This is a genomic window from Actinoplanes sp. NPDC023801, from assembly GCF_040639655.1.
Lineage (GTDB): Bacteria > Actinomycetota > Actinomycetes > Mycobacteriales > Micromonosporaceae > Actinoplanes.
On record NZ_JBFAAI010000006.1, the window covers coordinates 281339 to 304180 of the forward strand.

Genomic DNA, 22842 nt, shown 5'->3' on the forward strand with positions numbered 1-22842 from the left:
GCCGTAAGTCACCACGCGGGGTGCGTTACGGGGAGCGGAGGGACGCGCGGCCGGCGAAAGCGATCGAAGCGGCCAGGAACCCGCCGTTGACCAGTGTGAACAGGCCCACGAACCAGACCGCCCACTGGGGTGCGACGGTCAGGACCACGCCGGCCAGAGCGATCACCGCACCGTAGTCGCGGATCAGCTTGACGGCCCGGACCGGCAGCGACGTGCTGGTGACCATGCTCGCGGCCTGGGTTCCGGTCTGCATCACCGAAGTGACCAGGTTGACCATCCAGGTAGCGGCGAAGGCGGCGAGCAGCCACGCGGGGGTGGCCGGTTCCTGGGCCTTGGCTGTCGCGGCCAGAGCGGCGACCAGGGACGACTGCACCGCCACGTCGCAGAGCACGTCGAGGCGGCCGCCGGCGGTGCTGCTCTGCCCGGTGACCCGGGCCAGCTGCCCGTCGGAGCAGTCGAAGGCGTAGGCCAGCTGCCAGCCGATCAGGGCGAGCAGGCCGATCGGGGCGGCCCACAGGGTGCCGGCAGCGACCGGGCCGGCAGTGGCGATCACGATGAACGAGACGAGGCAGCCCAGCCCCAGGTTGAGGATCGTCAGCACGGTCGGGGACAGGTGACGCTTGTGCGCGCCGACCGCGATCCGCGCGCCGATCCGCTGGCTGATGGCTTCGCTGAACAGGCCGCCGCCACGGTTGACCGCGTAGTAGTCGGCGGCGGTGGGCGTACCCGCGAAGGACCTGCCGGCCGCCGACGGGGCCGGACCGGGCGTACTGCCGGGCGGGTAAGTGGATCCCGGGGCCGGAGCGGAATCGGAGGACGCGCCGGGCTGATCGATCCGGGTGGGATTGACCGGGGGCACCGGAGCGGAACGTGCCGCCGGTGGCCGGCCGCCCTCACCGAGAGGGTGGCCGGCGCCGCGGCCGGATTCAGAGGGTCGCGATGACATCGTTGTATTCGGCCAGCTTCTGCCGGGTCTGCTCCGGCGTCATGGCGAGGTGTTCCAGGATGGTGTAACGGTCCGGCCGGGTCCGTGGCGCGAAGTCGATGACCTGCGCGAACTGGTCGGCGTTCAGACCCACGTCCGATGGCGTACGGGGAAGCTGGTGCCGGGCCAGGCAGTCGGACATCTGCTTGAGCCGTCGCTCGTCACCGCGCAGGAAGGTGCAGAACAGCGCACCGAGCCCGGCCAGTTCGCCGTGCGAGGCGGTGTCCGGGAAGAGCGAGTCGGTGGCGTGCATGATCTCGTGGCAGCCGCCGCTGCAGGGGATGCTGGTGCCGGCCACGGCCATCGCGAGACCGCTGGAGATCAGGGCCTCGGCGAGTGTGGTGACGAACGCGTCGTCGGTCATGTCGCCGGGCATCGCGAGAACCGCTTCGGCGCCCATCCGGGACAGCGACGCGGCGAGGCCGTCGACGGACTCGCCACGGATCTCCCGGGCCAGTTCCCAGTCGGCGAGGGCGCTGATGTTGCTGACCACGTCACCGATGCCGGCACGGTTGACCCGGTCCGGGCCGCTCTCGACGAAGTCCAGGTCGACGACGACGCCGAACGGGATGTGCACCCCGTACGACCCCTTGATGCCGTCGTTGATCAGGCTGGCCACCGGGGACGCGATGCCGTCGTTGGCGAGACTGGTCGCCACCGACACCATGGGCAGACCCCACCGGCTCGCCGCGTACTTCGCGGTGTCGACGGTCTTGCCGCCGCCGATGCCGACCACGGCGTCGTAGTGCCCGCTGCGCAGTTTCGCCGACAGGTCCAGAGCGGCGTCGAGCGTGCCGCCTCCGGTGACGAAGACCTCCGCCGAGTTGAGCGAGGGGCGGAGGAGATCGACGATCTGCTCGCCGAGCCCGGGCCCGACGACCACGGCGACGTCGCCGCCGGCCGAGATGCGGCCGTCGGCGAGGATCTTGCCGAGGTCCGCGACCGCGCCCCGCCGCACTTCGATGTGCAGCGGGGTCTGGACGCTACGAGCTAGTAGCGGCATGCGATGTCCCGAGCCTTCGCCAGGTCCTCGTGGTTGTCGACCTCGACCCAGGGCACGTCGCCGATCTGCGCGGCCCGGACCTCGTTACCGCGGTCGGCGTACAGCTGGAAGCCGTCCTCGTAGAACTGGTTCGGGTCCTTCTCGAACGTCGCCTTGAGCGCGTCGGCCAGCTTGCCGGCCGAGGCGGGCTCGATGATGTTGGCGCCGATGTACTCGCCGTACGCCGCGGCCGGGTCCATCAGTTTCGTGATTTTGGTGAGCTGGCCATCTTCATTGAAGACGGTCTTCATCTCCTCGTCAGCCAGCTTCTTAACAGTGTCGACGGCGAGGAGGATGCTCGGGCCGCGTGCGGCCAGCAGGGTGTGCTCCACGCTGACGGGGTGGACGGTGTCGCCGTTCACCATGAGCGCGCCCTGGGCGAAGTGGTCCCGGGCGAGCCACAGGGAGTAGGCGTTGTTCCACTCCTCGGCCTTGTCGTTGTGCACCAGGGAGATCTTGACGCCGTACTTCTGCTCGAAACCCTCGACGCGCTCCTCCACCGCGCCGGCGCAGTAGCCGACGACGATGGTCACCTCGGACAGGCCGGCGGCCGCGAGGTTGCGGAGCGAGATGTCCATGATCGTGGTCTCCCCGTCCACGGGGACCAGCGCCTTCGGGAGCGTGTCCGTGTACGGGCGCAGCCTGCGCCCGGCGCCGGCAGCGAGTACCAATCCGATCATGGGGTGGTTCCTTCCACTTCACGTGAGGGGTGCCCAGCGAGGATAACGGCATGTGTCCCATCCGTAGGACTCGCGAGGGGCACACGGAAAATGGTATAGACCCGGCTTCTAAGCTGTCGGGTATGACCGCTGAGCAGCTGATCTCCTTCGCCCGTGGCGCTCCGTCGCTGGACATCGTCGACGTGGAGGGCCTGAAGGCCGCCGCCGCCCGCGCTTTCGACGCCGACCCGGCCGGGGTGACCGCGTACGGCACCTCCGTCGGCTACCTCCCGCTGCGGAAGTGGATCGCCGACAAGCACAACGTCTCCCCCGACCAGGTCATCGTGACGAACGGCTCGCTGCAGGCGGATGCCTTCCTCTTCGGTCACCTGGTCAAGCCCGGTGACGACGTGGTCGTGGAGAAGCCGACCTACGACCGGACACTGCTCAACCTGCAGAACCTGGGTGCCAAGGTGCACCAGGTCACCGTGCAGCCGGACGGCATCGACGTCGACGAGCTGCGCGCGCTGCTCGAGTCGGGGGTGCGGCCGAAGCTCGCGCACATCATCCCGAACTACCAGAACCCGGCCGGTGTGACGCTCTCCGACGAGAAGCGGCGCGTACTGCTGGCCCTGGCCGAGCAGTACGAGTTCATCATCTTCGAGGACGACCCGTATGTGGACATCCGGTTCCGCGGCGAGCCGCTGCCGTCGATGCTGTCGCTCGACACCAACAGTCTGGTCGTGCACGCGTCCAGCTTCACCAAGACGGTCTGCCCCGGCGTCCGGGTCGGATATCTGGTCGGCCCGGCCGCGCTGATCGACGCGATCGCGAAGAAGGCCACCAACCTGTACATCTCGCCCGGCATGGTGTCCGAGGCGATCGTGCACCAGTTCTGTGTCTCGGGTTCCATCGAGAAGTCGGTCCGGACGGTCAGCGAGGCGCTGGGCGAGCGGGCCCGGGTGCTGGCCGAGTCGATCCGCAAGCACATCCCCGGCGCCACCTTCACCGAGCCGGACGGCGGTTACTTCCTCTGGGTGGACCTGCCGTCGGACGTCGATGTGGACAAGCTGTTCCCGGCCGCCATGAAGAAGGGTGTCGCGGTCGTCAAGGGCAGTGACTTCCTGCTCGAGGGCGGTAAGAGCTCGCTGCGCCTGGCCTACTCGGCGGTCACCGTCGACCAGATCGACGAGGGCGTGCGCCGGATCGCGGAGGCGATCGAAGAGGTCCGCGGCTGAAGTGTTCCGCGCCGGGTGGGCTTTTGTTCGCCCGGCGCGGGTACCCTCGGCTGGTTTGTCGTCCCCCGGGGGAGGTTGGCATGACGGAACGTTCCTGGACGCGTGGCCGGCCCCTCGGCAAGATGTGGGCCGACCGGGTGCGCGGGCTGCTCAACAACGGCGACCATCCGGATCAGGCGGGCCGCGACGGCCACATCTCGTCCTCGGTGGTGGACTGCGGTGTCTACGCCGACGGGCGCCGCCTCCCCGGCGACTTCAGCCCGGACGAGGCCCTCGCCGAGGCGTGCCGGCAGGACGGCGCTTTCGTGTGGCTGGGGCTGCACCAGCCGGGCGAGGCCGAGATGGCCGCGATCGCCCAGGTCTACAACCTGCACGAGCTGGCCGTCGAGGACGCGGTCAAGGCCGAGCAGCGGCCCAAGCTGGAACAGTTCAACGACGTGCACTTCCTGGTGCTGCGCACCGCCCGGTACGTGCCGCACCAGGAGCTGACCGAGAGCTCCCAGGTGGTCGAGACCGGTCAGATGATGATCTTCGTGGGTGAGCGGTTCGTCATCACCGTCCGGCACGGCGACGCCTCCGAGATGTCGCCGGTCCGCGCCGACCTGGAGTCGCAGCGGGCGGCACTGCTCCAGCAAGGACCCTGGGCGGTGGCCTACGCGGTGACCGACCGGGTGGTCGACCACTATCTCGAGGTGGCCGACGACTTCGAAGCCGACTTGGACCTCATCGAGGAGGGCGTCTTCTCCCGCGTCCGCATCGCCCCGATTCAGCAGGTCTACCAGCTCAAACGAGAGCTCGTGGAGTTCCGCCGGGCGGTGGTCCCGCTGCAGCGGCCCCTCGCCGCGATCACCTCGAGCCAGGGCTTGGTGCCGAAGGAGATCCGGCGTTACTTCCGGGACGTCCAGGACCATCTGACGCGGACGGTCGAACAGGTCTCCTCCTACGACGACCTGCTCAACTCGATCCTGCAGGCACGCCTCGCGCAGGTGACCGTCGACCAGAACAACGACATGCGCAAGATCGCGTCCTGGGCGGCCATCGCCACGGTCTGGACCGCGTTCGCCGGCGTCTACGGGATGAACTTCGACTACATGCCGGAGACCAGCTGGAAGTACGGCTACCCGGCCCTGATCGCGCTGCTGTCGCTGGTCACGGTGGTGCTCTACCGTGCGTTCCGCCGCAACGGCTGGCTGTGACATGGTCGTGTGACATGGTCGCGGGCCGCCCCCACGGGATCGAGCGCGGCCTCTAGAGTGTCGGGGTGCCGTCGCGTCAGGATGAGCTGCACTCCTATCAATACTCGGTGCAGCGTGTGGTCGCGGCGCTGGTGTCTCACGACCCGGACCCGCATCGATCGCCGCTGCGCCGAGCCGGTGTCACGGCCCTGGTCGGGCTCCTGGTCGCCGCGCTCGTGGTCGGTGGCTTCGCGGTCTACGGGCTCTTCACCGGGCACACCATGGCCGAGGCCAACGACGCGACGTCGGTGCTGGTCGAGAAGAAGACCGGTGCGCGGTACGTGTATCTGAAGTCCGACGGCAAGGTGCACCCGGTTCTGAACTACACGTCCGGCCTGCTGCTCGCCGATGGCGACGCACCCACGCTGAAGACCGTGGCGGCCGAGAAACTGGCCCGGATGCCGCTGGGTGAGCCGCTCGGCATCCCGGACGCGCCGGACTCGCTGCCCCCGCCCGGCAGCCTGCTGAAGGCGGCGTGGGCGGTGTGCACGGACACGACCGGTGGCCGGCCCCGCAGCACCCTGGTGATCGGGGCCACCCCGGCCGGTGGCAGCGCACCGAAGGGTGGCCTGCTGGTCCGGGACCCGATCGGGCGTACCCACCTGGTCCTGGACGGCAAGCGGCACCTTCTGCCCGCCGCCCGCGTCGACGCCGTGCAGCGCGCCCTCGGGTGGTACGGCACCCGTCCCTGGCTGGTCTCCACCGCCTGGATCGACTCGGTGCAGGCCGGTCCCGACCTGGCCGCGCCGGTGGTCACCGGACTGCGGAGGACGTCGGTGATCCCGGGTCGCAAGGTCGGCCAGGTGCTCACCGGTGACGGCAGAACGTTCGGCGTGGTCCTCGCCGACGGGATCGCCGCGCTGACCGAGGTGCAGGCCAAGCTGCTGGCCGCCACCTCGACGACCGCGACACCGATCAATATCGGCGCCGAGTTCATCCGGCTGCCCGAGTCCAAGGCGCGACTGAGCGCCACGGCCGAGGGGCTGCCCGCCACGGTGCCGACGCTTGCCGACGCCCCGGCGAGTGCCTGCGTGACACTGCCGGGCGACACCGTCACGGTGAACGCCACCGTCCCGGCCGGCACCGCACCGGACGGTGCGGCCCGTGTCGACCTGGTGCACGTGGCACGCGGTCATGGCGCGGTCGTGGAGTCGGTCGCGTCACCGGACGCGCCCGCCGGCAGCGGCACGGTGAGCTTGGTCACTGACGCGGGCCGGTATTACCCCCTGGCCAGCCGCGACCTGCTGAGCCGGTTCGGGTACGGCAACGTGCGCCCCACCCGCGTCCCGGCTCAGCTGGTCGCGTACCTGCCCGCCGGTCCGGCCCTGGATCCTGTCCGGGCCGGCCGGCGATAGGTCTTACCGGGGTTCCTGCTTGCTCTGCTCGGTGACGATGCCGTTCGACGTGGTGTAGGCGTTCGGCTCCGTCGGCTCGAACGCGGCGTCGTCGGCGCCGGTCCGCGTGGTGGGCTCGTACTCGTCCCACTGCGCTTCGCGACGACGGCGGGCCACGTAGGCGGCGCCGATTCCGAAGGCGGTGCCGAGCAGCGCGTACCCGAACAGCCGGCTACCCCGGCCCTTCTTGCGCCCGACCGCCTTGTCGGCCTTCTTCTGCAGCTTGCGGGCCTGCTTCTGCTCGGCCTTGAGCTGCCGCTTGCTCACCTTCTTGGTGGTCTTGCCGGCGTGCCGGACCGTCTCCGACGCGGCGGTCAGCGCGGCGAGCGCGCTGTCCCAGCTCTGCGAAGCGGCGTCCTTGGCCGCGCTGGCGGCCGGCTGGACCCGATCCCTGGCGGCGTTGATCTTGGGTGCGACGGTCGCGCTCGTCTCGTTAGCCGCGATCGAGGCCGCGCGCTTGAAGTGGTCGACGCTCTGCCCGAGCTCATTGCGCATCTGCGCTTTCCGGCTCCGTCGGCGAATCGTTGCGAACACCAGTGCCCACCTCCTGTGGTTTCTCCCAGGCCATGTTGCCTTCTCGGGTACCCCCGCGCGGCCGGATCCCCGACATGGGGGAGGATCCGAATTGCACGAGAACAGCCCATCACCATGACGGGAGTACCCGTGGCCGAGAACGTTTACGCCACCCTGCACACCAACCATGGCGTCATCCGGCTCCAGCTCTTCCCGGATCACGCCCCGGCGACGGTCCGCAACTTCGTGGAGCTGGCCGAAGGCACCAAGGAGTACAAGGACCCGCGCACCGGTCAGCCGGGCAGTGGTCCGTACTACGACGGCACCATCTCGCACCGGGTCATCCCCGGTTTCATGATCCAGCTGGGTGACCCGACCGGCACCGGTCGTGGCGGCCCCGGCTACCAGTTCGCCGACGAGTTCCACCCGGAGCTCTACTTCGACCGGCCGTACCTGCTCGCCATGGCGAACGCCGGTCCGGGCACCAACGGTTCGCAGTTCTTCATCACGGTCGCGCCGACGCCGCACCTGAACCGCCGGCACACCATCTTCGGCCAGGTCGCGGACGAGCAGTCGGCCAAGGTCGTCGACTCGATCGCGAACACCCCCACCGGCCCGGGCGACCGGCCGCGTGAGGACGTCGTCATCGAGCGAGTGGTGATCGAGCGCTCCTGACGCCTCAAGGTACCTTTGTGCCATGAGTGAGGCCCCGTCGACGACACCGGTGTGCTACCGGCATCCGAAGCGGGAGACACAGCTTGCCTGCACCCGCTGCGAGCGTCCGATCTGCATCGACTGCAAGGTCGACGCCTCGGTCGGTTTCCAGTGCAAGGAGTGCGTCAAGAAGGGCAACAAGGGCGTACGGCCGGCGCGCACCGCTTTCGGCGGGAGTCGCGTCGGCCAGCTCGGTTACGCGTGCCAGGCGATCATCGCGGTCAACGTGCTGTTCCTGATCGCCTCGACCATTCTCGGCGGCCCGAAAGCGCTCGCGGGTGCGCCCGGCGGCTGGTTCGGGCTCCTCGGCTCGCCGACCCCGGTCACCGAGTGGGGCGAGGTCCTCGGCTACGCCTACTACCTGAACGGTGAGCTGCACGGCATCGCGAACGGCGAGTGGTACCGGCTGGTCACCGCCATGTTCATCAACTACGGCGCCGTGCACATGCTGCTGAACATGTCGCTGGTGGCCACCCTCGGCCGCTATCTGGAGCGGCAGCTCGGCCCGGCCCGTTTCCTCGCGCTCTATCTGCTGGCCGGGCTCGGCGGCAACGTCGCGGCCTATGTGATCCAGCCGCAGAACCAGGGGTCGGCGGGAGCGTCCACGGCCACGTACGGCCTCGTCATCGCGGCTATCGTAATCAACAAGCGGCTCTCGCTCGACGCCGGGCCGATCATCCCGCTGCTGATCACCAACATCATCTTCACCCTGAGCGTGCCGCAGGTCTCCGTGCCCGGTCACTTCGGTGGCCTGGCGGCGGGCGCGGCCGCGGCGGCGGCGCTTGCCTACGCGAGGATCCCGCACCGCACCGGCAAGCAGGTGGCCGGTTGCTCCGTGGTGCTTGTCGTGATCCTGGCCGCGGCGCTCCTGCGGACCAGCGTCCTGCTCAGCTGACCCCGCGCAGGCCGTTGAGCTCCACGGCGACCTCTTCCGGCATCGCGTTGAGCTGCGGCTCGGTGAACGTGTAGACGGCGTCGCCCGCGTCGATCTCCAGCACCTCACTCTGCCGGCCGCGCCGGGAGGTCTTGTCGACCCGTACCCGCTCGATCTGCGGCCAGGGGACATGCCGGCGCCGGACGAATCCGGTGACCACCGTGACGCCCGCCGCATCCGCCGCGAGGCGGACCGGGAACACCAGGTCACGGACGGCCCAGACGACGATCCCGGCCGCGACGAAGCCCGCGAGCAGCCATCGGGACAGGTCCTCCGGCGCGAAGATCGCGACCAGGGCCGGGAGGGCGGCGGCGCCGATCAGCTTCGCGACCGGCAGGGCAGGCTTGACGCGCCATTGCATCCCATCACTATCGCAGAATGGTCCGCACCACCATCGCGGCGCTGCTGTAATTCGATATTCAGCGGGGTCCGGCCGACTCTTCCTCGATTCATACTCCGTTAACACTGCATGGACGTGTTCTTGAGTACGTTCGCAGCCACGGCCCCGCCGGCGGCGAACCGGCACCTGCCGATCTTCCGGAGTTGCGTGGACTCCGACGACCCCGCGATCCTGGTGGCGCGCTGCGTCCGCCCGGGCGCCCCGCTCTCCGGCGACTGGTACCTGCTGCTGACCGGCCGCCGTCTGGTCGTCACCCAGGAGACCCGGCCGCTGCACCGCCTGCGCCTGCACCTCAACGCGAACCTGCGTCACCTCAGCAACGTGACCTGGCGAATCGACCTGTCCAAGCCGGGCATCGAGCTGGCCGTCACCGCGGTGGACGGGGTGCGCGAGCGGCTCCGGATGCGCCTGGGCGATTCGGAAACCGTCTGGCGCGTCGAGCAGCTGCTGCGGGACACCCTGCTCGCGCGGCCGGTCCCCGTCTAGTACGGCAACCGCCGTTCGGGATCATGGTGGGAGCTCGGCCACCCTCATTTCTGCGGGCTCGGAGGTCACCTCACGAACGGCGGCTGCCGTCCCGCACGGCCAGGGAGGCAAGGATTATTTCTCGCGCTGCCCGGACCGTAGCCGTGAAGGCGGCCGGATCCCGCCCGATACGTTCCGCGCCGGCGCGCATGACACCGGACAGCAACTCCACTACCAGGTGCGGGTCGCCGACGTCGCGGAATTCGCCGCGCGCCATCCCGTCCCGGACAACGTTTTCCACCTCGACCACGATGGCGTGGAACGGGTTGTCCGGCCCCTTGGGTACCTCGGCGGCCGGCATGCGGCTGCCCGGCCGGAACATCAATTGCATGGCCGGGTCCGTGAACGCCTCCAGGACCTCTTGAATGATCTCCAGCATGCGCTGCGCCGCCGGCTCCTCGGAACGCGCGGCGATTGCGGTCACCCGCTCGGCCGTGGGCCGGCCTCTACGCTCGGTCAACGCCAGGATCAGGGCACTTTTGTCGGTCGCATAGTTGTACAGGGTGTTGCGCGCGAGCCCGGCCCGGGCGGCGATGTGGCCCATGTTGATCGATTCGTAGTCGCGTTCGAGCAGCAATTGCCGGATCGCCTCGGCGAGGTCGGCCCAGACCAGTTCGTGGTGCTCCTCGAGGTTGACTCCCCGGATACGGGGCATCCGATCATCCTCCTTCGATGGCGTGCCGTGCCCTGGCGAGCGGGGGAGGCCGGTGACTATGCGGCGGCTTGCTTCGGGTAATGGCGGCGCAGGTTGGCGGCGAGGATGCGGTCGAGCGTGCGGTCGGACAGTATCCGGGTCAGGGGAATGATCATGGCGGCATCCCGGCCGGCGGTGTAGCGGGCACGCGGTCTGCGGGTCGTCACGGCCTTCACGATGATCCGGGCGGCGGCATCGGCGGTCAGGCCCGAGGCGGTGCCCGAGGTCATCAGGGCGTTGTTCGCCCGGACCAGACTGCCGTAGCGCTCGACCTGCTCCGGTGTCATCCGTGCGGCCAAGTCGTTCGCCGCGGCGACCCCGCGGGTGGCCATCTCCGTGCGGACGCCGCCGGGCTCGACCACGACCACGTGTACGCCCAGCGGCGCGACTTCCCGACGCAATGAGTCGCTGACCGCTTCCAGGGCGAACTTCGCGCCGGCGTACGCGCCGTAGGTGGCCATGGCGGCCCGGCCGCCGATCGAGCTGATATTGATCACCCGGCCCTTGCTGCGCAACAGGTCCGGCAGGAGCGCCTGGGTGACGGCGATGTGGCCGAACAGGTTGACCTCGAACACCCGCCGCCACTGCTCCATGGGTAAAGCCTCGACCGGCCCGTTGACCTGGATGCCGGCGTTGTTGACAAGCGCGTGCAGCTCGCGAGGGTCTGCAGCGATCCGGGCGGCGAGTGCATTCACGTGCTCGGACTCGGTGATGTCGAGGATGACCGGTTCGACGCCGGCCGCCCGGATGGCCTCGCCGTCACGATCGCGTCGCACGCCGGCCAGGACGTGGAATCCCCGGCGAGCCAGTTCGCGGGCGGCTGCCACACCCATGCCCGTGGAGGCTCCGGTCACGACGACCAGCTTCTGGGTCTCGCCGCCCGTCCCCATGTTCATTGCCTGCTTCATCACGACGACATACCCCTTTTATGCGACGGTGTGTCGCAAAGATTACGACGTTCTGTCGCGAAAAACCAGCCCCGGTCGGGCGTGCTGCCTCACCCCCGGACTCCTCCCGACGGGCTGCGGTCAGCCCAGGAATGCGGTGATCGAGCCGCGCAACCCGGCCGGGTCGAGGCCGTGGGCGCGAGCGTGGTCCTCCCGGCTGCCGTACCGCCGCACCTCGGCACGCCCGGCGCCCAGGTGCAGTGCCCGGTGCGGTATCCCGATCAGCGCCTCGCCGACCAGATGGGCCGAGGTCCCCTTGGCGTACGGCTCCACGACCACGATCTCCCCGGTGCTCACCAGCGCCCGCAGGCCCTCGCCGTCGAGCGGCCGCGGCGTGTTGGTGTACGCCACCGTCACGTCCAGATCGCGGGTCGCCTCCAGCACCGGGTCGAGCATCGGCCCCACCGCGACCACGAGCGGGCCGGTGCCGCCGCGCAGTACGCGCAGCCGGCCGCCGTCGCGGTACGCCCGGCTGTTCTCCTGCGCCGACAGCCGCACATAGACCCGGTCGTCGTGCCGAGCCGCGTCGCGCAACATCACCGGCACCTCGTCGCGGTGTCCGGGCACGTGCACGGTCCAGCCGTCGAGGGTGTCCAGCAATGCCACGTCACCCGGCGACTGGTGCGTGTAGCCCTCAGCCGCCGCGTCGTACGAGCCACCGATGCTGACCAGGATGGCGCCGGTGTCCTGATGCCCGAAGTCCAGCTTGATCTGCTCGTACGCCCGGTCGATCAGGAACGGCGCGTACGAGTGCAGGATGGGCCGCATCCCGGTGAGCGCGAGCCCGCCGCCCACCCCGGCCATCAGCTGCTCGCGGATACCCACGTTGAGCACCCGGTCCGGATGCCGCTCGTGTGCCTCGATGAACGAGGCCGCCGAGATGTCCGCGAGCACCAGCGCGGTACGCGGGTCCTCGTCCAGCAGTGCCGTCGTCGTCGCGATGAACGTCTCTCTCATACCTCTGCCACCACCAGGTTCGGCCGGCCCGCCACCGGGCGCAGCGCCTTCTCGATCTCGTCGTGATCGTGCCCGTTCATCACGGACACACTCCAGTTCGGAAACCGCGCGGCGATCCCGCCGGGCCATCCGTGTGTCGCCGACCGGTTGTCGATGACGATCGCGGTGAGCGGCAGCCGGATCGCGGCCGCATAGGCGATCGCCTCGTGGTTCGATCCCTCGTCGAGTTCCGCGTCGCCGAGCAGGACGAACGTCCGCGCGTCGAGCAGGCCCTGTGCGCGCAGTCCGAGCGCGGTGCCGACAGCCAGGCCCAGTCCGTGCCCGAGTGACCCGGTGCCCACCTCGACGCCGGGAAGCAGCACACGGTCCGGGTGATGCCCGAGCGGGCTGTCCCAGCCGCCCAGATCGTCGAGCCAGTCCTCGGGAAAGAAGCCCTTGGCGGCGAGCACCGCGTAGTAGGCGGCCGGCCCGTGCCCCTTGGAAAGCAGGAACCGGTCACGGTCCGGTGCGTCCGCGGTCTCCGGTGTGATTCGTAACACCCGGTCGTAGAGAACCCACAGAACGTCCAGTGTGGAGTGCGCGCTCGGCGCGTGCTTAGCGTCCCCGGTCACCCGGCTGAGCAGCGTGTGCACCGGGTGTCGGGGTGTCGTCATCACGGTCATGTGCATAGGCTGCAACTTGAAGTTCACTTCAACTCAAGGAGTGCAATGGAGTCGCTCACCATCGGCGAACTCTCCGCCCGTAGCGGGGTCGCGCCGTCCGCCCTGCGGTTCTATGAGCGGGAAGGACTCATCCACGCCTCCCGCACCAGCGGCAACCAGCGACGATACGACCGGGCCGAACTCCGCCGGGTGTCCTTCATCAAAATCGCGCAGCAGGTCGGGGTGTCTCTCGACGAGATCCGGGAGGCGCTCGCCTCACTGCCGGAGAACCGCACCCCCACCAGGGCCGACTGGTTCCGGCTGTCCGCCCGCTGGCGTTACCGCCTCCAGGAGCGCATCACCGTCCTGGAACGCCTCCGTGACGAACTCAGCGGCTGCATCGGCTGCGGATGCCTCTCCCTGCAACGATGCAAACTCGCCAACCCCGGCGACCGTCTCGCCGCCGGCGGCACCGGCCCCCAGCGAATCCTCAACCCGGTGCCCGATTGACGTATTGACGCCGCACATCATGTGGCTGAAATGACGGCGGATCCATGACGAGCCCGACGAAAGGCGTTCACCGATGTCCCCGGACGAGCCGGCTCTGCCGGACCCCCTCGCGGAGCAGGACCGCATCATCAGTGAGGTCGCACGACTGGTCGCCGCGGACCTTGACGAGCCGTGGGATCGAGCCGTACTGGAGTTCCGGTCGCTGTCCATGTTCGCGGAACCCGGCATCACCGTGTACCGCGGTGGCGATCAGCACCTGGACTTCCCGCCGGACGGAACCAACTCGCTGCTGTTCGAGCTGCGCCGGCTGATGTACGTCCCAGGAGCGGGAACCTGGTTCAGCGCGGAGGTCGACGTCACGCCGGATCAGCGCACCACGACCCGGTTCGCCTACGACACCGAGCCGGTGTGGGAGATGGCTCCGGACGACGAAGCCTACGTCGACGACCTCGCGATGTTTCCCCGGGACGAGAAGAACCTGCCGGACTGGCTGCGCAAGAAGGTCGCCGCCGTGGGCGCCGGGCGCGAGCGTGAACTCGGTGAACAGGATTGGTCCGGCCTTCGGTTCCAGGCGTCGTTCACGCCGGACGGGCGCCCCTCGGCGAGCCTCGACTTTCGTCCGCCGGTGGCCGCCGGCCGATGGGCCGAGGACATCGCCGGCAGGCTTGCCGCTCAGGGGATCCCGGCTCGTGCCGGTGAGAGCGTCGACGACGAGAGCGGTGTGACGTACCCGGATGTGCGCGTGCCGCTCGGGACCGGATACTGCAGCGTGGCGTGCTGGGCGCGGCTGGTCTTCTGGTCGGTCGACGTGGCCGCCTCTCAGGGCGATCTGCACACCGTGCGGCCCACTGTCACCGCGGTGCGTGAGGCCGTCAGCGCCGTCACAGGCTGGACCTTCGTCGACGCCGAGGTGACGACCCATTACGAACGCGCCATGCTCGGCCTGCCTCGACAGCCGCGTCCGGACCGTCGACGGTGAACCACGACAGCACCGGAAGAGACGCCTCGTGAGCCGATGTGTTCGGTGCAGATCACGGGCGTGTTCATCGCCTTCTCCGGCCTCGTGCTGGCGTTGGCCGTGATCGGAGCCTGGGGCCGCGAGCTCGTCACCGCCGATGGGGCTGGTGGGCCGACCAACGTGATGTCTTGAGCGAGGCCGATGGCAGACGGCCCCTTGGCGAACTTTGCCGCGTATTTGCCACGGCGAGTCAGATTGGCTGGGGCGCGGTGAGGTTGAGTGAGACTCCAGACCTACCAAGGAGAACCCCCGTTGTCCTGCATTCTCGCAGGCCAGCGGGGGTTCTCGCTGCTCCAGGCGGAGCGGAGGGCGTGGGATTCGAACCCACGATGAGTTTCCCCATACCGGTTTTCAAGACCGGCGCCATCGGCCACTAGGCGAGCCCTCCCGTAGTGCCGCTCCAGTCTGCCATTCGCGGTTGGTTCTTGTCGTACCGGTGGGGCAGAGTCGGCCTCATGCACGCGATCGTGATCGACAACAGGCAACTTGTGTGGGCCGAGGCTCCGGATCCGGAGGCCGCCGACGGTGAGGTCGTCGTCGACGTGACGGCGTCGGCGGTCAACCGGGCCGACGTGTTGCAGCGGCAGGGCTTCTATCCGCCGCCGCCCGGCGCGCCGGAGTTCCCGGGGCTGGAGTGCTCGGGGGTGATCAGCGCGGTCGGGCCGGGGGTGACCGGGCATCACGTCGGTGAGCGGGTGTGTGCGCTGCTCTCCGGCGGTGGCTATGCGGAGCGGGTGGCCGTGCCGGTGGGACAGCTGCTTCCGATTCCGGCGGGTCTGTCGCTCGTCGAGGCGGCGTCGCTGCCTGAGGTGGCCTGCACGGTGTGGTCCAACGTGGTGGACCGGGACCGGCTGCGTCCGGGCGAGACGCTGCTGGTGCACGGCGGCGGCAGCGGGATCGGCACGTTCGCGGTGCAGCTGGGCGCGGCGCTCGGTGCGAAGGTGCTGGTGACCGCACGGGCGAGCAAGCATGAGCGCCTCCGTGCGCTCGGTGCCGAGCTGACGATCGATTATCAGAACGAGGATTTCGTACGGTCGGTGCTGGATCACACCGGCGGTCGCGGCGCGGACGTCGTACTGGACATCATCGGCGCGAAGTACCTGGCCCGGAACGTTGAGGTGCTGGCACCGGAGGGCCGGATCACGGTGATCGGGATGCAGGGCGGCCGCTCGGCCGAACTGGATCTGGGCACGTTGATGGCCAAGCGGGGCCGGGTGTCGTCGACCTCACTGAGGGTACGGCCGGCGGCCGACAAGGCGCGGATCGTGGCGGGAGTGCGGGACCAGGTGTGGCCGTTGGTGGCGGCCGGGCTGGTGCGCCCGGTCATCCACAGCACCTTCGCGATGGCGGAGGCAGCGGCCGCCCACGAGTTGATGGAGTCGGGCGACCACTTCGGGAAGATTTTGCTGCAACGCTGATCGTCCGGGTGGTCACCTCACTCTTTCGGGGGGACCGCAACGAAGTTATTCGCCCGATAAAGCCGGATATGCGGCGAGTCGCGGCCCCGTCTGGCCTCGGCGATCCCAGCATGGACGGACAACGCGTCCGACGTCGGACGCAAGTCACATCCGACCGCTGGGGGACACCGTGACGTACGCACCACACCGTTCCGCGCCCACCCGCGAAGTCCCGTCGTACGAGGACGGGACGGAAGTTCACCGATGGCGCACCCGGCTATGGGTCGCCGGCGGAGTCGCCGTCTCCACCGCTCTCGTCGCCTTCGGCGTGTGGGCGGTGGTGACCACCCCGGCGACGGTCCTGATCACCGCCGCCGATCCGGCGGATTCACCCGCTGGTGTTTTCGATTTCGACGTGACCGCGATGCGGTGCGGGACGACGGCGATCGGCCCGGACGGCCTCGAACAGAAGGCCACCGGGCAATTCTGTCTGCTCGACCTGACGGTGACGAACAACAGCGGCGAACCGGAGTCGTTCATCACCGGTGAGCAGCGTGTGGAGGACACCAACGGGGTAGCCTACGCGGTCGCTGAGGAGGCCGCGGTCTTTCTCAACGATCGGAGTCCCTCATTGATCGGCGAGGTGGAGCCGGGCGAGTCGGTGACCGGCGTACTGCCCTTCGACGTGCCGTCCGACGTGCACCTCCGCGATGCGGTGCTGACCGGCGGGTCGTCCACTCCGGGCGTACGGGTGAAGTTGCCGGATCCGCGCTGAACACAGCGTTTATCGGTTCGTGATCGAGCATCAATTACGTGAATCACGCCCCAACGGATTCGATGTTGTGTTGGCATGGTCCACGGAATAAGCACGGTTGTCCGGGTTCCCATTGCCCACCTTCGACGGCGGCATAAAACGTGACAGGCAGCATCGGTCGCGTTCGGATGGGATTCGCGTGAGTGCCCCGGGCCTATTTCGGAGGCAACACTGCACGGTTCGTCCACCCGCCGGGTGCTGACCGCAGGCGCGCTTGCGCTGGCCGTCATCTCGCCGGCGCTAGACCAGGCCGAGCACGGCACGGACGCGGTCAGCGCACCGCTCCAGGCCCTGCCGGTCGCCCCCGATCTCGCGGCGCATCCACTGGGCGCGGAGATCCAAAAACGACAGCTCGACGAGCAGGAGCCACTGCGGAACCGGCTTCGCGAGCTCCGATTCGAGGCCGGGTTGGAGCCGGCGCCGGTGCGTGACGGACTGGAGAGCCGGGTGGCGAGCGCTGAGCGCGTCTCGCGTGCCATGCCGCGACGGGCAGTCGCAGCGAGAGTGTCCACCCGGGTACGTCCCATCGCTCCCGTCACGCGTCCCTCGGCAGGGTTCGCGCGTCAGGCGGCCCGTCCGCTGGAGCGGCCGGTGGCCCGGCCCGTGGAGCGGCCCAGAGTGCGTCCCGTGGAACGGCCCAGAATGCGTCCCGTGGAGCGGCCCAGCGTACGGCCCGTGGAACGGCCGGCTACCCGCGAACCGCGTGCGGTGCGTGCCACCCGGTCCCAGGCGGTGAGCCCGGCCCGCAAGCGCGTCGGGGTCCAGCCCAAACGGGTCTCGGTCTCCAACCGCGGGGTGGTGCGTTCGAGCACGCGCAGCACCACGGTGCGGCGGCTGCGGGCGTCCGGCGGGTCGCGGGACATGCGGGCGGTCATCGCGTACGCCAGGGCGCAGATCGGCAAGCGTTACGTACCCGGCGGTGAGGGACCGGGCGGCTTCGACTGCTCGGGGTTCACCAAGCGGGCGTACGCCAGGGCGGGCCTGCGACTGCCGCACTCGTCCGGGGCGCAGGCACGCCGGGCCAAGTCGGTCTCGCGGTCCCAGGCACGGCCGGGTGACCTGGTGGTCGGCCGCGGTCACGTGGGCATCTACATGGGTGGCGGGATGATGATCGACGCTGGGAACAGCCGAACCGGGGTGGTTTACCGCAAGCTGTACCGGGGACTGTCGGTGTCGCGTCTGAAGTGAGCGAGACGTAAGGAAGACGAGTCCGAACAGCAGTCAGCACCCGCCGGTCCGACGGGTGCCGACTCGCTGATCGCCGTGGCTCCAGGGTACGGCGACCGATCACAACCAGGCGCGGGGATCTCTGCCGCACGCACCCGGTCGGATGTCTGACAGAAGCATTACCGATGAGGGCCCGAGGCATGCGCACCACCTGTGCGTTTACCCGTTCGAGTGACGGCGTGCGGCAATGGGGACGAAAGGCGCCGGACACGTCGAACGGTTAGTCTCTGCCCATCGTGGGAAGACCTGATCAGTTACTCACCACGCTGCCGGAGGCCCACCATGAGTCTTGACCGCGCCCTGGCGCCCGACCCGTACGACGTCCTCCCACCGGTTCCGGCTTTCACGGTGACCAGCGCGGACGTGACGGACGGGCAGCCCCTCGACGAGCTGTTCGTGCACACCAGTGTCGGTGGGAAGAACCTGTCGCCGCAGCTCTCCTGGTCCGGGTTCCCGGACGGGACGCGTGGCTTCGTGGTGACCTGCTTCGACCCGGACGCACCTACCGGCAGCGGTTTCTGGCACTGGGTACTGGTGAACCTGCCGGTCTCGGTCACCTCTTTGGAACGCGGTGTGGACCCACTGCCGGACGGCGCGTTCTGCGTGCGCAACGACTACGGCGAGCGCAACTACGGTGGTTCGGCTCCGCCGCCCGGGGACCGCGCACACCGGTATGTGTTCGCGGTGCACGCCATCGATGTCGACCGCCTCGAGGTGACCCCGGACGCGTCACCGGCCTATGTCGGCTTCAATCTCGCCTTCCACACCCTGGCCCGGGCCACGATCCGCCCGACGTTCCAGGTTCGCGCCTGATACCGAGGTTGCCGGCGGTGCCTCGCCCGCAGTGGCTGACGCGGCCTCACGCCGGCAGTGGCTGACGCGGCCTCACGTCCGAAGTGGCTGATACACGGATGAGGCCGCCGGCATCGAGCCGGCGGCCTGAATTACGTGGATCAGCGCGGTGAGCGGGCCACGCAGAAGACCGACTGGCCGAACGGCGGCCGTACGACACGCTCGGCGGCCTTGGTCACCGGCAGCACCAGCGAGTCGTAGATCTTCACCATCGGCCCCTCTTTCGGGGCGAGCTTGAAGATGCTGGTCGCGGTGTAGTAGCCGAGCAGACCCAGCGCATTGGCGTAGTGGATCTTCTCGATCTCGAGGCCGGCCTCGGTGAACGCGGCGCCAAGCGTCTTTTTGGTGTAACGGCGGATGTGCCCGGTGGCGATGTCCACCTGGCTCATCGCGAACATGAAGGCGGGCACGATGATGATCACTTTGCCGCCCGGCCGGACCAGTTCCTTCATGCTGCGCAGCGCACCCACGTGGTCCTCGATGTGCTCCAGCACGTTGTAGGACACTGCGGCGCTGTACTCACCCGCGGGGTTCTCGACCGGGAGCAGCATCTGCTTCACGTCGATGTTCGAATACTCCGCCATCCGCTCCTTGAGCAGGACGAGCCGATCGGGGTCGGCCTCGGTGGCGGTGAACTTCGGCAGATGCTCGGCCCACTCGATGGCGTAGTCACCGAGGCCGCTGCCGATCTCGATGGGGTTGTCCCCGAGGTGCGGGAGAGCGAGCTCGACGAACCAGCGTCGGTGGTTCACAGCCGTGGCGAGGCCTTCGAGCACTTCGGACTGGATCCGCTGGTCTCCGGTGATGTCTGCCATAGGTGAGGTTCCCTCATCTTGCCGATCTGAGTGACAGCGGGACCGCTGAAGTTAACCATCTGACGCGCCTATCCGAAAGTTGAGCGCTGGTCACCACCGATTTTTTGGCCTGATTGAGACATAGGCGGGTCGGGTACTCGGATGGGTTACCCCGTCCGAAGTCCACAGGTTGGCTGCAAGCTCGGACACGCGGAAAACACGCGTACATATCGGCTCTATCACGCCTGGGGCGCACACCGCTGGCTTCTCGGAAACCTCGGTTAGGCTCGCCGATGCTATGACGATTACGGGTTTTGACTCGACAGGCCAGTCGACCGGCGAGAACCTTCTGCCGCCGCGCCAAGTGACCGCCGACGACGACCTGGACGCGGAGCTGATAGCCCTCGGGTCAAGTGTCGCGGTGGCCGCGCCGGCCATCCCGGCGCCCATCATCGAAACCGTCGAAGAGCAGGTCGGACGCCCCTTCTGGCGCCGCTGGCTCACGTGGCGGGACGTCGTCGCGCTCGTCGGCATGCTGGCCGTCGCGCTCTACCTGACCGCGCCGATCTGGCTCAATCTTGATCATGAACTGCGTGACGATCCGCAGGATCAAGCTTTCTTCGAGTGGATGCTGGCGCACGGTGCACGCGTGCTCACTGATGGCGTCTATCCGTTCTTCTCGGACCGCATGAATTACCCCGACGGGGTGAACATGATGGCCAACACCTCAGTGCTGGCCGTTTCCTTGCCACTGACGCCCATCACTCTTCTGTTCGGTCCGCATGTGGCGTTCAACGTATTTCTCACCGGCGCATTGGCATTTACCGGTGCGTCGTGGTATTTGGTGCTCTCGCGCCGGTTCGTCACATCCCGCGCGGCCGCCTGGGTGGGTGCGCTCTTCTGCACCTTCGCGCCGAGCATGGTCTCGCACGCCGGCGGCCACCCCAACATCGTCTCCCAGTTCCTCGTCCCGCTGATCATCTGGCGGACCCTGGAGCTGCGCGTTCCTGGCCGGGCCGTCCGTAACGGGCTGATCCTGACCGGCCTGCTGGTCTGGCAGGCGTTCATCAACCTCGAGGTCCTCTTCATGACTGCGGTCGGCCTCGGCTTCTTCTGCGTGGTCATGGCGGCGGTCCGGCGCAGGAGCCACCCGGGCGAGGTCCTGCCGTTCCTGCGGGCGCTCGGTGTGACGGCGGCCACCACCCTGGCCGTACTCGCCTACCCGCTCAGCGTCCAGTTCTTCGGACCCCAGAGCTATCAGGGCCTGTCCGAGTACGTCCGGGCGTTCGGCGCCGACCTCGCCTCGTTCGCTGCCTACTCCCGGCATTCGGTCGCCGGTGACGACGCGATCGCCGCCCGCCTCACGCAGAACCCGGCGGAGGAGAACGCCTTCTTCGGCTGGGGACTGATCATCCTGTTCGCCGGACTGCTCATCTGGCTGCGCCGGTCCGCCGCGGTGCTGACCGCCGGCGGCATCGCGCTCCTCTTCGCGGCCATGTCACTCGGGCCGAACGTCGTGCTGAACGGGGTCGACACCGGTGTCCCCGGTATCTGGGCCGTGCTGCACAGCATCCCGGTGCTGGACTCGGCGGTTCCCACCCGCTGGGCCATGGCGATCGCTCCGATTGTCGGCATCGTGCTCGCCCTCGGCTGCCAGCACGCGGCTGACACGATCAGGAGGCAGCCGGCGTCGCGTGGCCCGATCCGGGTCGCGATGATCACCGCGGTGGCGATGGCGCTGGTTCCGCTCATCCCGAAGCCGCTCGCGACGGTTCCGATGGATCCGGTGCCCAGCTTCGTGACCTCCGGCGCCTGGAAGGCGTACGTCGACGACGCCCACACCCTGGTCGCCCTGCCGTTGCCGGACAGCGCCTACCCGGACCCGCTGCGCTGGACCGCCGAGACCGGGCACGACCTGCGCATCGCCGGGGCGTACGCGCTGCTGCCGGCCCAGAACCCGCAGGACCCGAACGACCGGACCGCGATGTTCGCGCCGCCGTGGCGTCCGACAAGCGGTCTGATGGCTTCGATCAAGCAGGGCAACCCGCTCCCGGAGATCACCGACACACGCCGTGAGATGACCCTTGCCGACCTGCGCTTCTGGAAGGCGGGCGTGGTGGTGCTGAGCCCGCAGACCCGTGACATCGAGATGCTCCGCACGATGTCCGAGCTGCTGGGGTTCCGTCCCACCTGGACCGGTGGCGTCTGGGTCTGGGACGTCCGTCACCTGGTCGACAACCAGGACGCCGTCCTCGTCGGCGGCGAGCCCTACTGACCCACCCCCGGCTGTCGCGCACCGCTGTCTCAAGCACCGTGTGACAGCTGGGGGCGGCGGGCTGGTTGAGGAGTGGGTGTACGTCGGTCAGACCTTCGGGTGCGGAGTGAGGAGCGAAGCGGGGGGCGGGTCTTTCGGTGAGCGGCAGCCTCAGCCCGGAAGTGGCGCTGGGGCCGGGACCCGCCGCGGACGTCGCCGGCGGAGCCAGGGTGCTCCTCGTGGCCGTACGCCTAAGGGGTTTTGATGCAGCACCCCGGGCAGACCTTGGGCTGCGGCAGGGTGAAGGCCAGGCAGCAGGTCTTGCGCCGGACGTCGATTTTCCCCTGGCCGGTGGGGTGCAGCTCGATCAGGTCGCGCACGCCGAGGGCGCCGAGGAGCCGGTCGATCGTCTCGGCGGACGAGCCGGGCACCGCGTCGGCGGACCGGAGGACGCCGTAGGCGATTCCGGAGGCCAGCGAGCCGAGCAGGGTGCGTTTGCCGAGGCGCACGCGGCTGTGGATGGCGTCGAGCAGGGGCTCGAGGTGCTGTTCGAGGATGCCGCGGCGGAACTCGGTGAGCAGTGCCTCCTCGTCCGGCACCACCTTGACCTGCGGCAGCCGGGAGAGGGCGAGCGGGTCGTTGGGCAGGACCGCGACCGGGACGTCGGGGCGCAGGCCGAGCGTGATCAACGGGCGCGGGTCGTCGAAGTGCATCACCGTGTCGGTGGCGGTGATCAGCGGCACACGTCGCGCTGACGCCCAGCCGAGCACGGCCGGGAGGGCGAGCCAGTACGTGTACGCCTTCCAGGCGAGCGCGGCGGCGGCGTGCGGCTGAGCGTTCCAGCGGCGGTGGGCGGCGTCGAGGAGCGTGTCGAGGTGGACGTCGGCGAGACGGGCCGTCGGCGTCCAGCCGGCCAGGTCGCGGACCACCAGATCGGGGGCCAGACCGGGAAGCTCGGTGCTGGTGCCGAACATGGCGCGCAGCGTCGCGGTGACCGGGGCCAGCGGCCGGGGGCGGATCTGCGTCAGCTCCATCGTGGGGCTGGTCACGGGAGGCCGCCTACCCGCGGCACTCGTCGCTGAGTCACCGCATGTCTCC

25 protein-coding genes and 1 tRNA gene are annotated in these 22842 nt (G+C 68.9%); 14 read left to right on the top strand and 12 right to left on the bottom strand.

From position 1 onward, the window contains the following. Nucleotides 1-25: 25 nt before the first annotated feature. The 3 genes from AB0G04_RS14990 to AB0G04_RS15000 all read right to left on the bottom strand — a co-directional run bounded on the left by AB0G04_RS14990 (nucleotide 26) and on the right by AB0G04_RS15000 (nucleotide 2707). The gene (locus tag AB0G04_RS14990) at nucleotides 26-859 is read right to left on the bottom strand and encodes a CDP-alcohol phosphatidyltransferase family protein (protein WP_360982194.1); all 834 of its coding nucleotides are present in this window, start codon (nucleotides 857-859) and stop codon (nucleotides 26-28) included. A gap of 67 nt (nucleotides 860-926) precedes the next feature. Then, nucleotides 927-1988 (bottom strand): iron-containing alcohol dehydrogenase family protein, encoded by a 1062-nt coding sequence (locus AB0G04_RS14995; protein WP_360982196.1) that lies wholly within the window; start codon nucleotides 1986-1988, stop codon nucleotides 927-929. Then, nucleotides 1976-2707, bottom strand: a complete 732-nt coding sequence (locus tag AB0G04_RS15000) for a phosphocholine cytidylyltransferase family protein (RefSeq protein WP_360982198.1) — start codon at nucleotides 2705-2707, stop codon at nucleotides 1976-1978. The genes AB0G04_RS14995 and AB0G04_RS15000 overlap by 13 nt, the downstream gene beginning before the upstream one ends. Before the next feature lie 122 nt (nucleotides 2708-2829). On the opposite strand from AB0G04_RS15000, the gene AB0G04_RS15005 reads away from it, so the two are divergent. The 3 genes from AB0G04_RS15005 to eccB all read left to right on the top strand — a co-directional run bounded on the left by AB0G04_RS15005 (nucleotide 2830) and on the right by eccB (nucleotide 6514). Then, nucleotides 2830-3924 carry a PLP-dependent aminotransferase family protein gene (locus AB0G04_RS15005; protein ID WP_360982200.1) on the top strand — a complete coding sequence of 365 codons (1095 nt, stop codon included), beginning with the start codon at nucleotides 2830-2832 and terminating at the stop codon, nucleotides 3922-3924. A gap of 80 nt (nucleotides 3925-4004) precedes the next feature. Further along, nucleotides 4005-5120 carry a magnesium and cobalt transport protein CorA gene (locus tag AB0G04_RS15010; RefSeq protein WP_360982202.1) on the top strand — a complete coding sequence of 372 codons (1116 nt, stop codon included), beginning with the start codon at nucleotides 4005-4007 and terminating at the stop codon, nucleotides 5118-5120. 65 nt (nucleotides 5121-5185) lie between these two features. Next, a complete protein-coding gene (gene eccB / locus AB0G04_RS15015) occupies nucleotides 5186-6514 on the top strand; it encodes a type VII secretion protein EccB (protein WP_360982204.1) in 1329 nt (442 codons plus the stop codon). 3 nt (nucleotides 6515-6517) lie between these two features. On the opposite strand, the gene AB0G04_RS15020 is transcribed toward eccB, so the two are convergent. Beyond that, complete coding sequence (locus tag AB0G04_RS15020) at nucleotides 6518-7048, bottom strand: hypothetical protein (RefSeq protein WP_360982206.1); 531 nt, start codon at nucleotides 7046-7048, stop codon at nucleotides 6518-6520. A gap of 168 nt (nucleotides 7049-7216) precedes the next feature. Here AB0G04_RS15020 and AB0G04_RS15025 point away from each other — a divergent pair, with 168 nt between their 5' ends. Beyond that, on the top strand, nucleotides 7217-7741 hold the full coding sequence (locus tag AB0G04_RS15025) for a peptidylprolyl isomerase (protein ID WP_360982208.1): 525 nt from the start codon (nucleotides 7217-7219) through the stop codon (nucleotides 7739-7741). A 22-nt stretch (nucleotides 7742-7763) separates the two neighbouring features. Continuing rightward, nucleotides 7764-8675 (top strand): rhomboid family intramembrane serine protease, encoded by a 912-nt coding sequence (locus AB0G04_RS15030; RefSeq protein WP_360982210.1) that lies wholly within the window; start codon nucleotides 7764-7766, stop codon nucleotides 8673-8675. Here the strand turns inward: AB0G04_RS15030 and AB0G04_RS15035 are convergent. Continuing rightward, nucleotides 8668-9075: a PH domain-containing protein gene (locus AB0G04_RS15035; protein ID WP_360982212.1), complete on the bottom strand. Its 408-nt coding sequence runs from the start codon at nucleotides 9073-9075 to the stop codon at nucleotides 8668-8670. The two genes, AB0G04_RS15030 and AB0G04_RS15035, sit on opposite strands and share 8 nt — an antisense overlap. Nucleotides 9076-9189: 114 nt before the next feature. Between AB0G04_RS15035 and AB0G04_RS15040 the strand changes: the two genes are divergently transcribed. Next, nucleotides 9190-9600: a hypothetical protein gene (locus tag AB0G04_RS15040; RefSeq protein ID WP_360982314.1), complete on the top strand. Its 411-nt coding sequence runs from the start codon at nucleotides 9190-9192 to the stop codon at nucleotides 9598-9600. Nucleotides 9601-9670: 70 nt separating this feature from the next. Here AB0G04_RS15040 and AB0G04_RS15045 read toward each other — a convergent pair whose 3' ends face one another. The 4 genes from AB0G04_RS15045 to AB0G04_RS15060 form a co-directional block, all read right to left on the bottom strand. Continuing rightward, nucleotides 9671-10294, bottom strand: a complete 624-nt coding sequence (locus AB0G04_RS15045) for a TetR/AcrR family transcriptional regulator (protein WP_360982214.1) — start codon at nucleotides 10292-10294, stop codon at nucleotides 9671-9673. Nucleotides 10295-10350: 56 nt separating this feature from the next. Beyond that, nucleotides 10351-11229 (bottom strand): SDR family oxidoreductase, encoded by an 879-nt coding sequence (locus AB0G04_RS15050; RefSeq protein ID WP_360982216.1) that lies wholly within the window; start codon nucleotides 11227-11229, stop codon nucleotides 10351-10353. A gap of 132 nt (nucleotides 11230-11361) precedes the next feature. Continuing rightward, nucleotides 11362-12237: a transketolase gene (locus tag AB0G04_RS15055; protein WP_360982218.1), complete on the bottom strand. Its 876-nt coding sequence runs from the start codon at nucleotides 12235-12237 to the stop codon at nucleotides 11362-11364. Then, nucleotides 12234-12899 carry a transketolase gene (locus tag AB0G04_RS15060; protein ID WP_360982220.1) on the bottom strand — a complete coding sequence of 222 codons (666 nt, stop codon included), beginning with the start codon at nucleotides 12897-12899 and terminating at the stop codon, nucleotides 12234-12236. Before AB0G04_RS15060 ends, AB0G04_RS15055 begins: the two co-directional genes overlap by 4 nt. 45 nt (nucleotides 12900-12944) lie before the next feature. Between AB0G04_RS15060 and soxR the strand changes: the two genes are divergently transcribed. From soxR to AB0G04_RS15075, 3 genes are all read left to right on the top strand, one after another. Then, nucleotides 12945-13388, top strand: coding sequence for a redox-sensitive transcriptional activator SoxR (gene soxR, locus AB0G04_RS15065; RefSeq protein ID WP_360982222.1), 444 nt, complete (start codon nucleotides 12945-12947; stop codon nucleotides 13386-13388). A 73-nt stretch (nucleotides 13389-13461) separates the two neighbouring features. Beyond that, entirely contained in the window at nucleotides 13462-14367 is a 906-nt protein-coding gene (locus AB0G04_RS15070; RefSeq protein ID WP_360982224.1) for a hypothetical protein, read from the top strand. Nucleotides 14368-14412: 45 nt separating this feature from the next. Next, nucleotides 14413-14538 (top strand): hypothetical protein, encoded by a 126-nt coding sequence (locus tag AB0G04_RS15075; protein WP_360982226.1) that lies wholly within the window; start codon nucleotides 14413-14415, stop codon nucleotides 14536-14538. Nucleotides 14539-14709: 171 nt separating this feature from the next. Here AB0G04_RS15075 and AB0G04_RS15080 read toward each other — a convergent pair. Beyond that, a tRNA-Ser gene (locus AB0G04_RS15080) sits at nucleotides 14710-14794 on the bottom strand. Between the two features lie 67 nt (nucleotides 14795-14861). Between AB0G04_RS15080 and AB0G04_RS15085 the strand changes: the two genes are divergently transcribed. From AB0G04_RS15085 to AB0G04_RS15100, 4 genes are all read left to right on the top strand, one after another. Continuing rightward, the gene (locus AB0G04_RS15085) at nucleotides 14862-15824 is read left to right on the top strand and encodes an NAD(P)H-quinone oxidoreductase (RefSeq protein WP_360982228.1); all 963 of its coding nucleotides are present in this window, start codon (nucleotides 14862-14864) and stop codon (nucleotides 15822-15824) included. 169 nt (nucleotides 15825-15993) lie between these two features. Beyond that, nucleotides 15994-16578, top strand: coding sequence for a DUF4352 domain-containing protein (locus tag AB0G04_RS15090; protein ID WP_360982230.1), 585 nt, complete (start codon nucleotides 15994-15996; stop codon nucleotides 16576-16578). Nucleotides 16579-17292: 714 nt separating this feature from the next. After that, complete coding sequence (locus tag AB0G04_RS15095; protein WP_360982232.1) at nucleotides 17293-17805, top strand: NlpC/P60 family protein; 513 nt, start codon at nucleotides 17293-17295, stop codon at nucleotides 17803-17805. A 321-nt stretch (nucleotides 17806-18126) separates the two neighbouring features. Next, nucleotides 18127-18657 (top strand): YbhB/YbcL family Raf kinase inhibitor-like protein, encoded by a 531-nt coding sequence (locus AB0G04_RS15100; protein WP_360982234.1) that lies wholly within the window; start codon nucleotides 18127-18129, stop codon nucleotides 18655-18657. A gap of 140 nt (nucleotides 18658-18797) precedes the next feature. Here AB0G04_RS15100 and AB0G04_RS15105 read toward each other — a convergent pair whose 3' ends face one another. Next, on the bottom strand, nucleotides 18798-19511 hold the full coding sequence (locus AB0G04_RS15105; protein ID WP_360982236.1) for a class I SAM-dependent methyltransferase: 714 nt from the start codon (nucleotides 19509-19511) through the stop codon (nucleotides 18798-18800). 169 nt (nucleotides 19512-19680) lie between these two features. On the opposite strand from AB0G04_RS15105, the gene AB0G04_RS15110 reads away from it, so the two are divergent. Then, entirely contained in the window at nucleotides 19681-21765 is a 2085-nt protein-coding gene (locus AB0G04_RS15110; protein ID WP_360982238.1) for a hypothetical protein, read from the top strand. Nucleotides 21766-21995: 230 nt separating this feature from the next. Here the strand turns inward: AB0G04_RS15110 and AB0G04_RS15115 are convergent, their stop codons facing one another. Next, nucleotides 21996-22778: a hypothetical protein gene (locus AB0G04_RS15115; protein ID WP_360982316.1), complete on the bottom strand. Its 783-nt coding sequence runs from the start codon at nucleotides 22776-22778 to the stop codon at nucleotides 21996-21998. Nucleotides 22779-22842 lie beyond the last annotated feature (64 nt).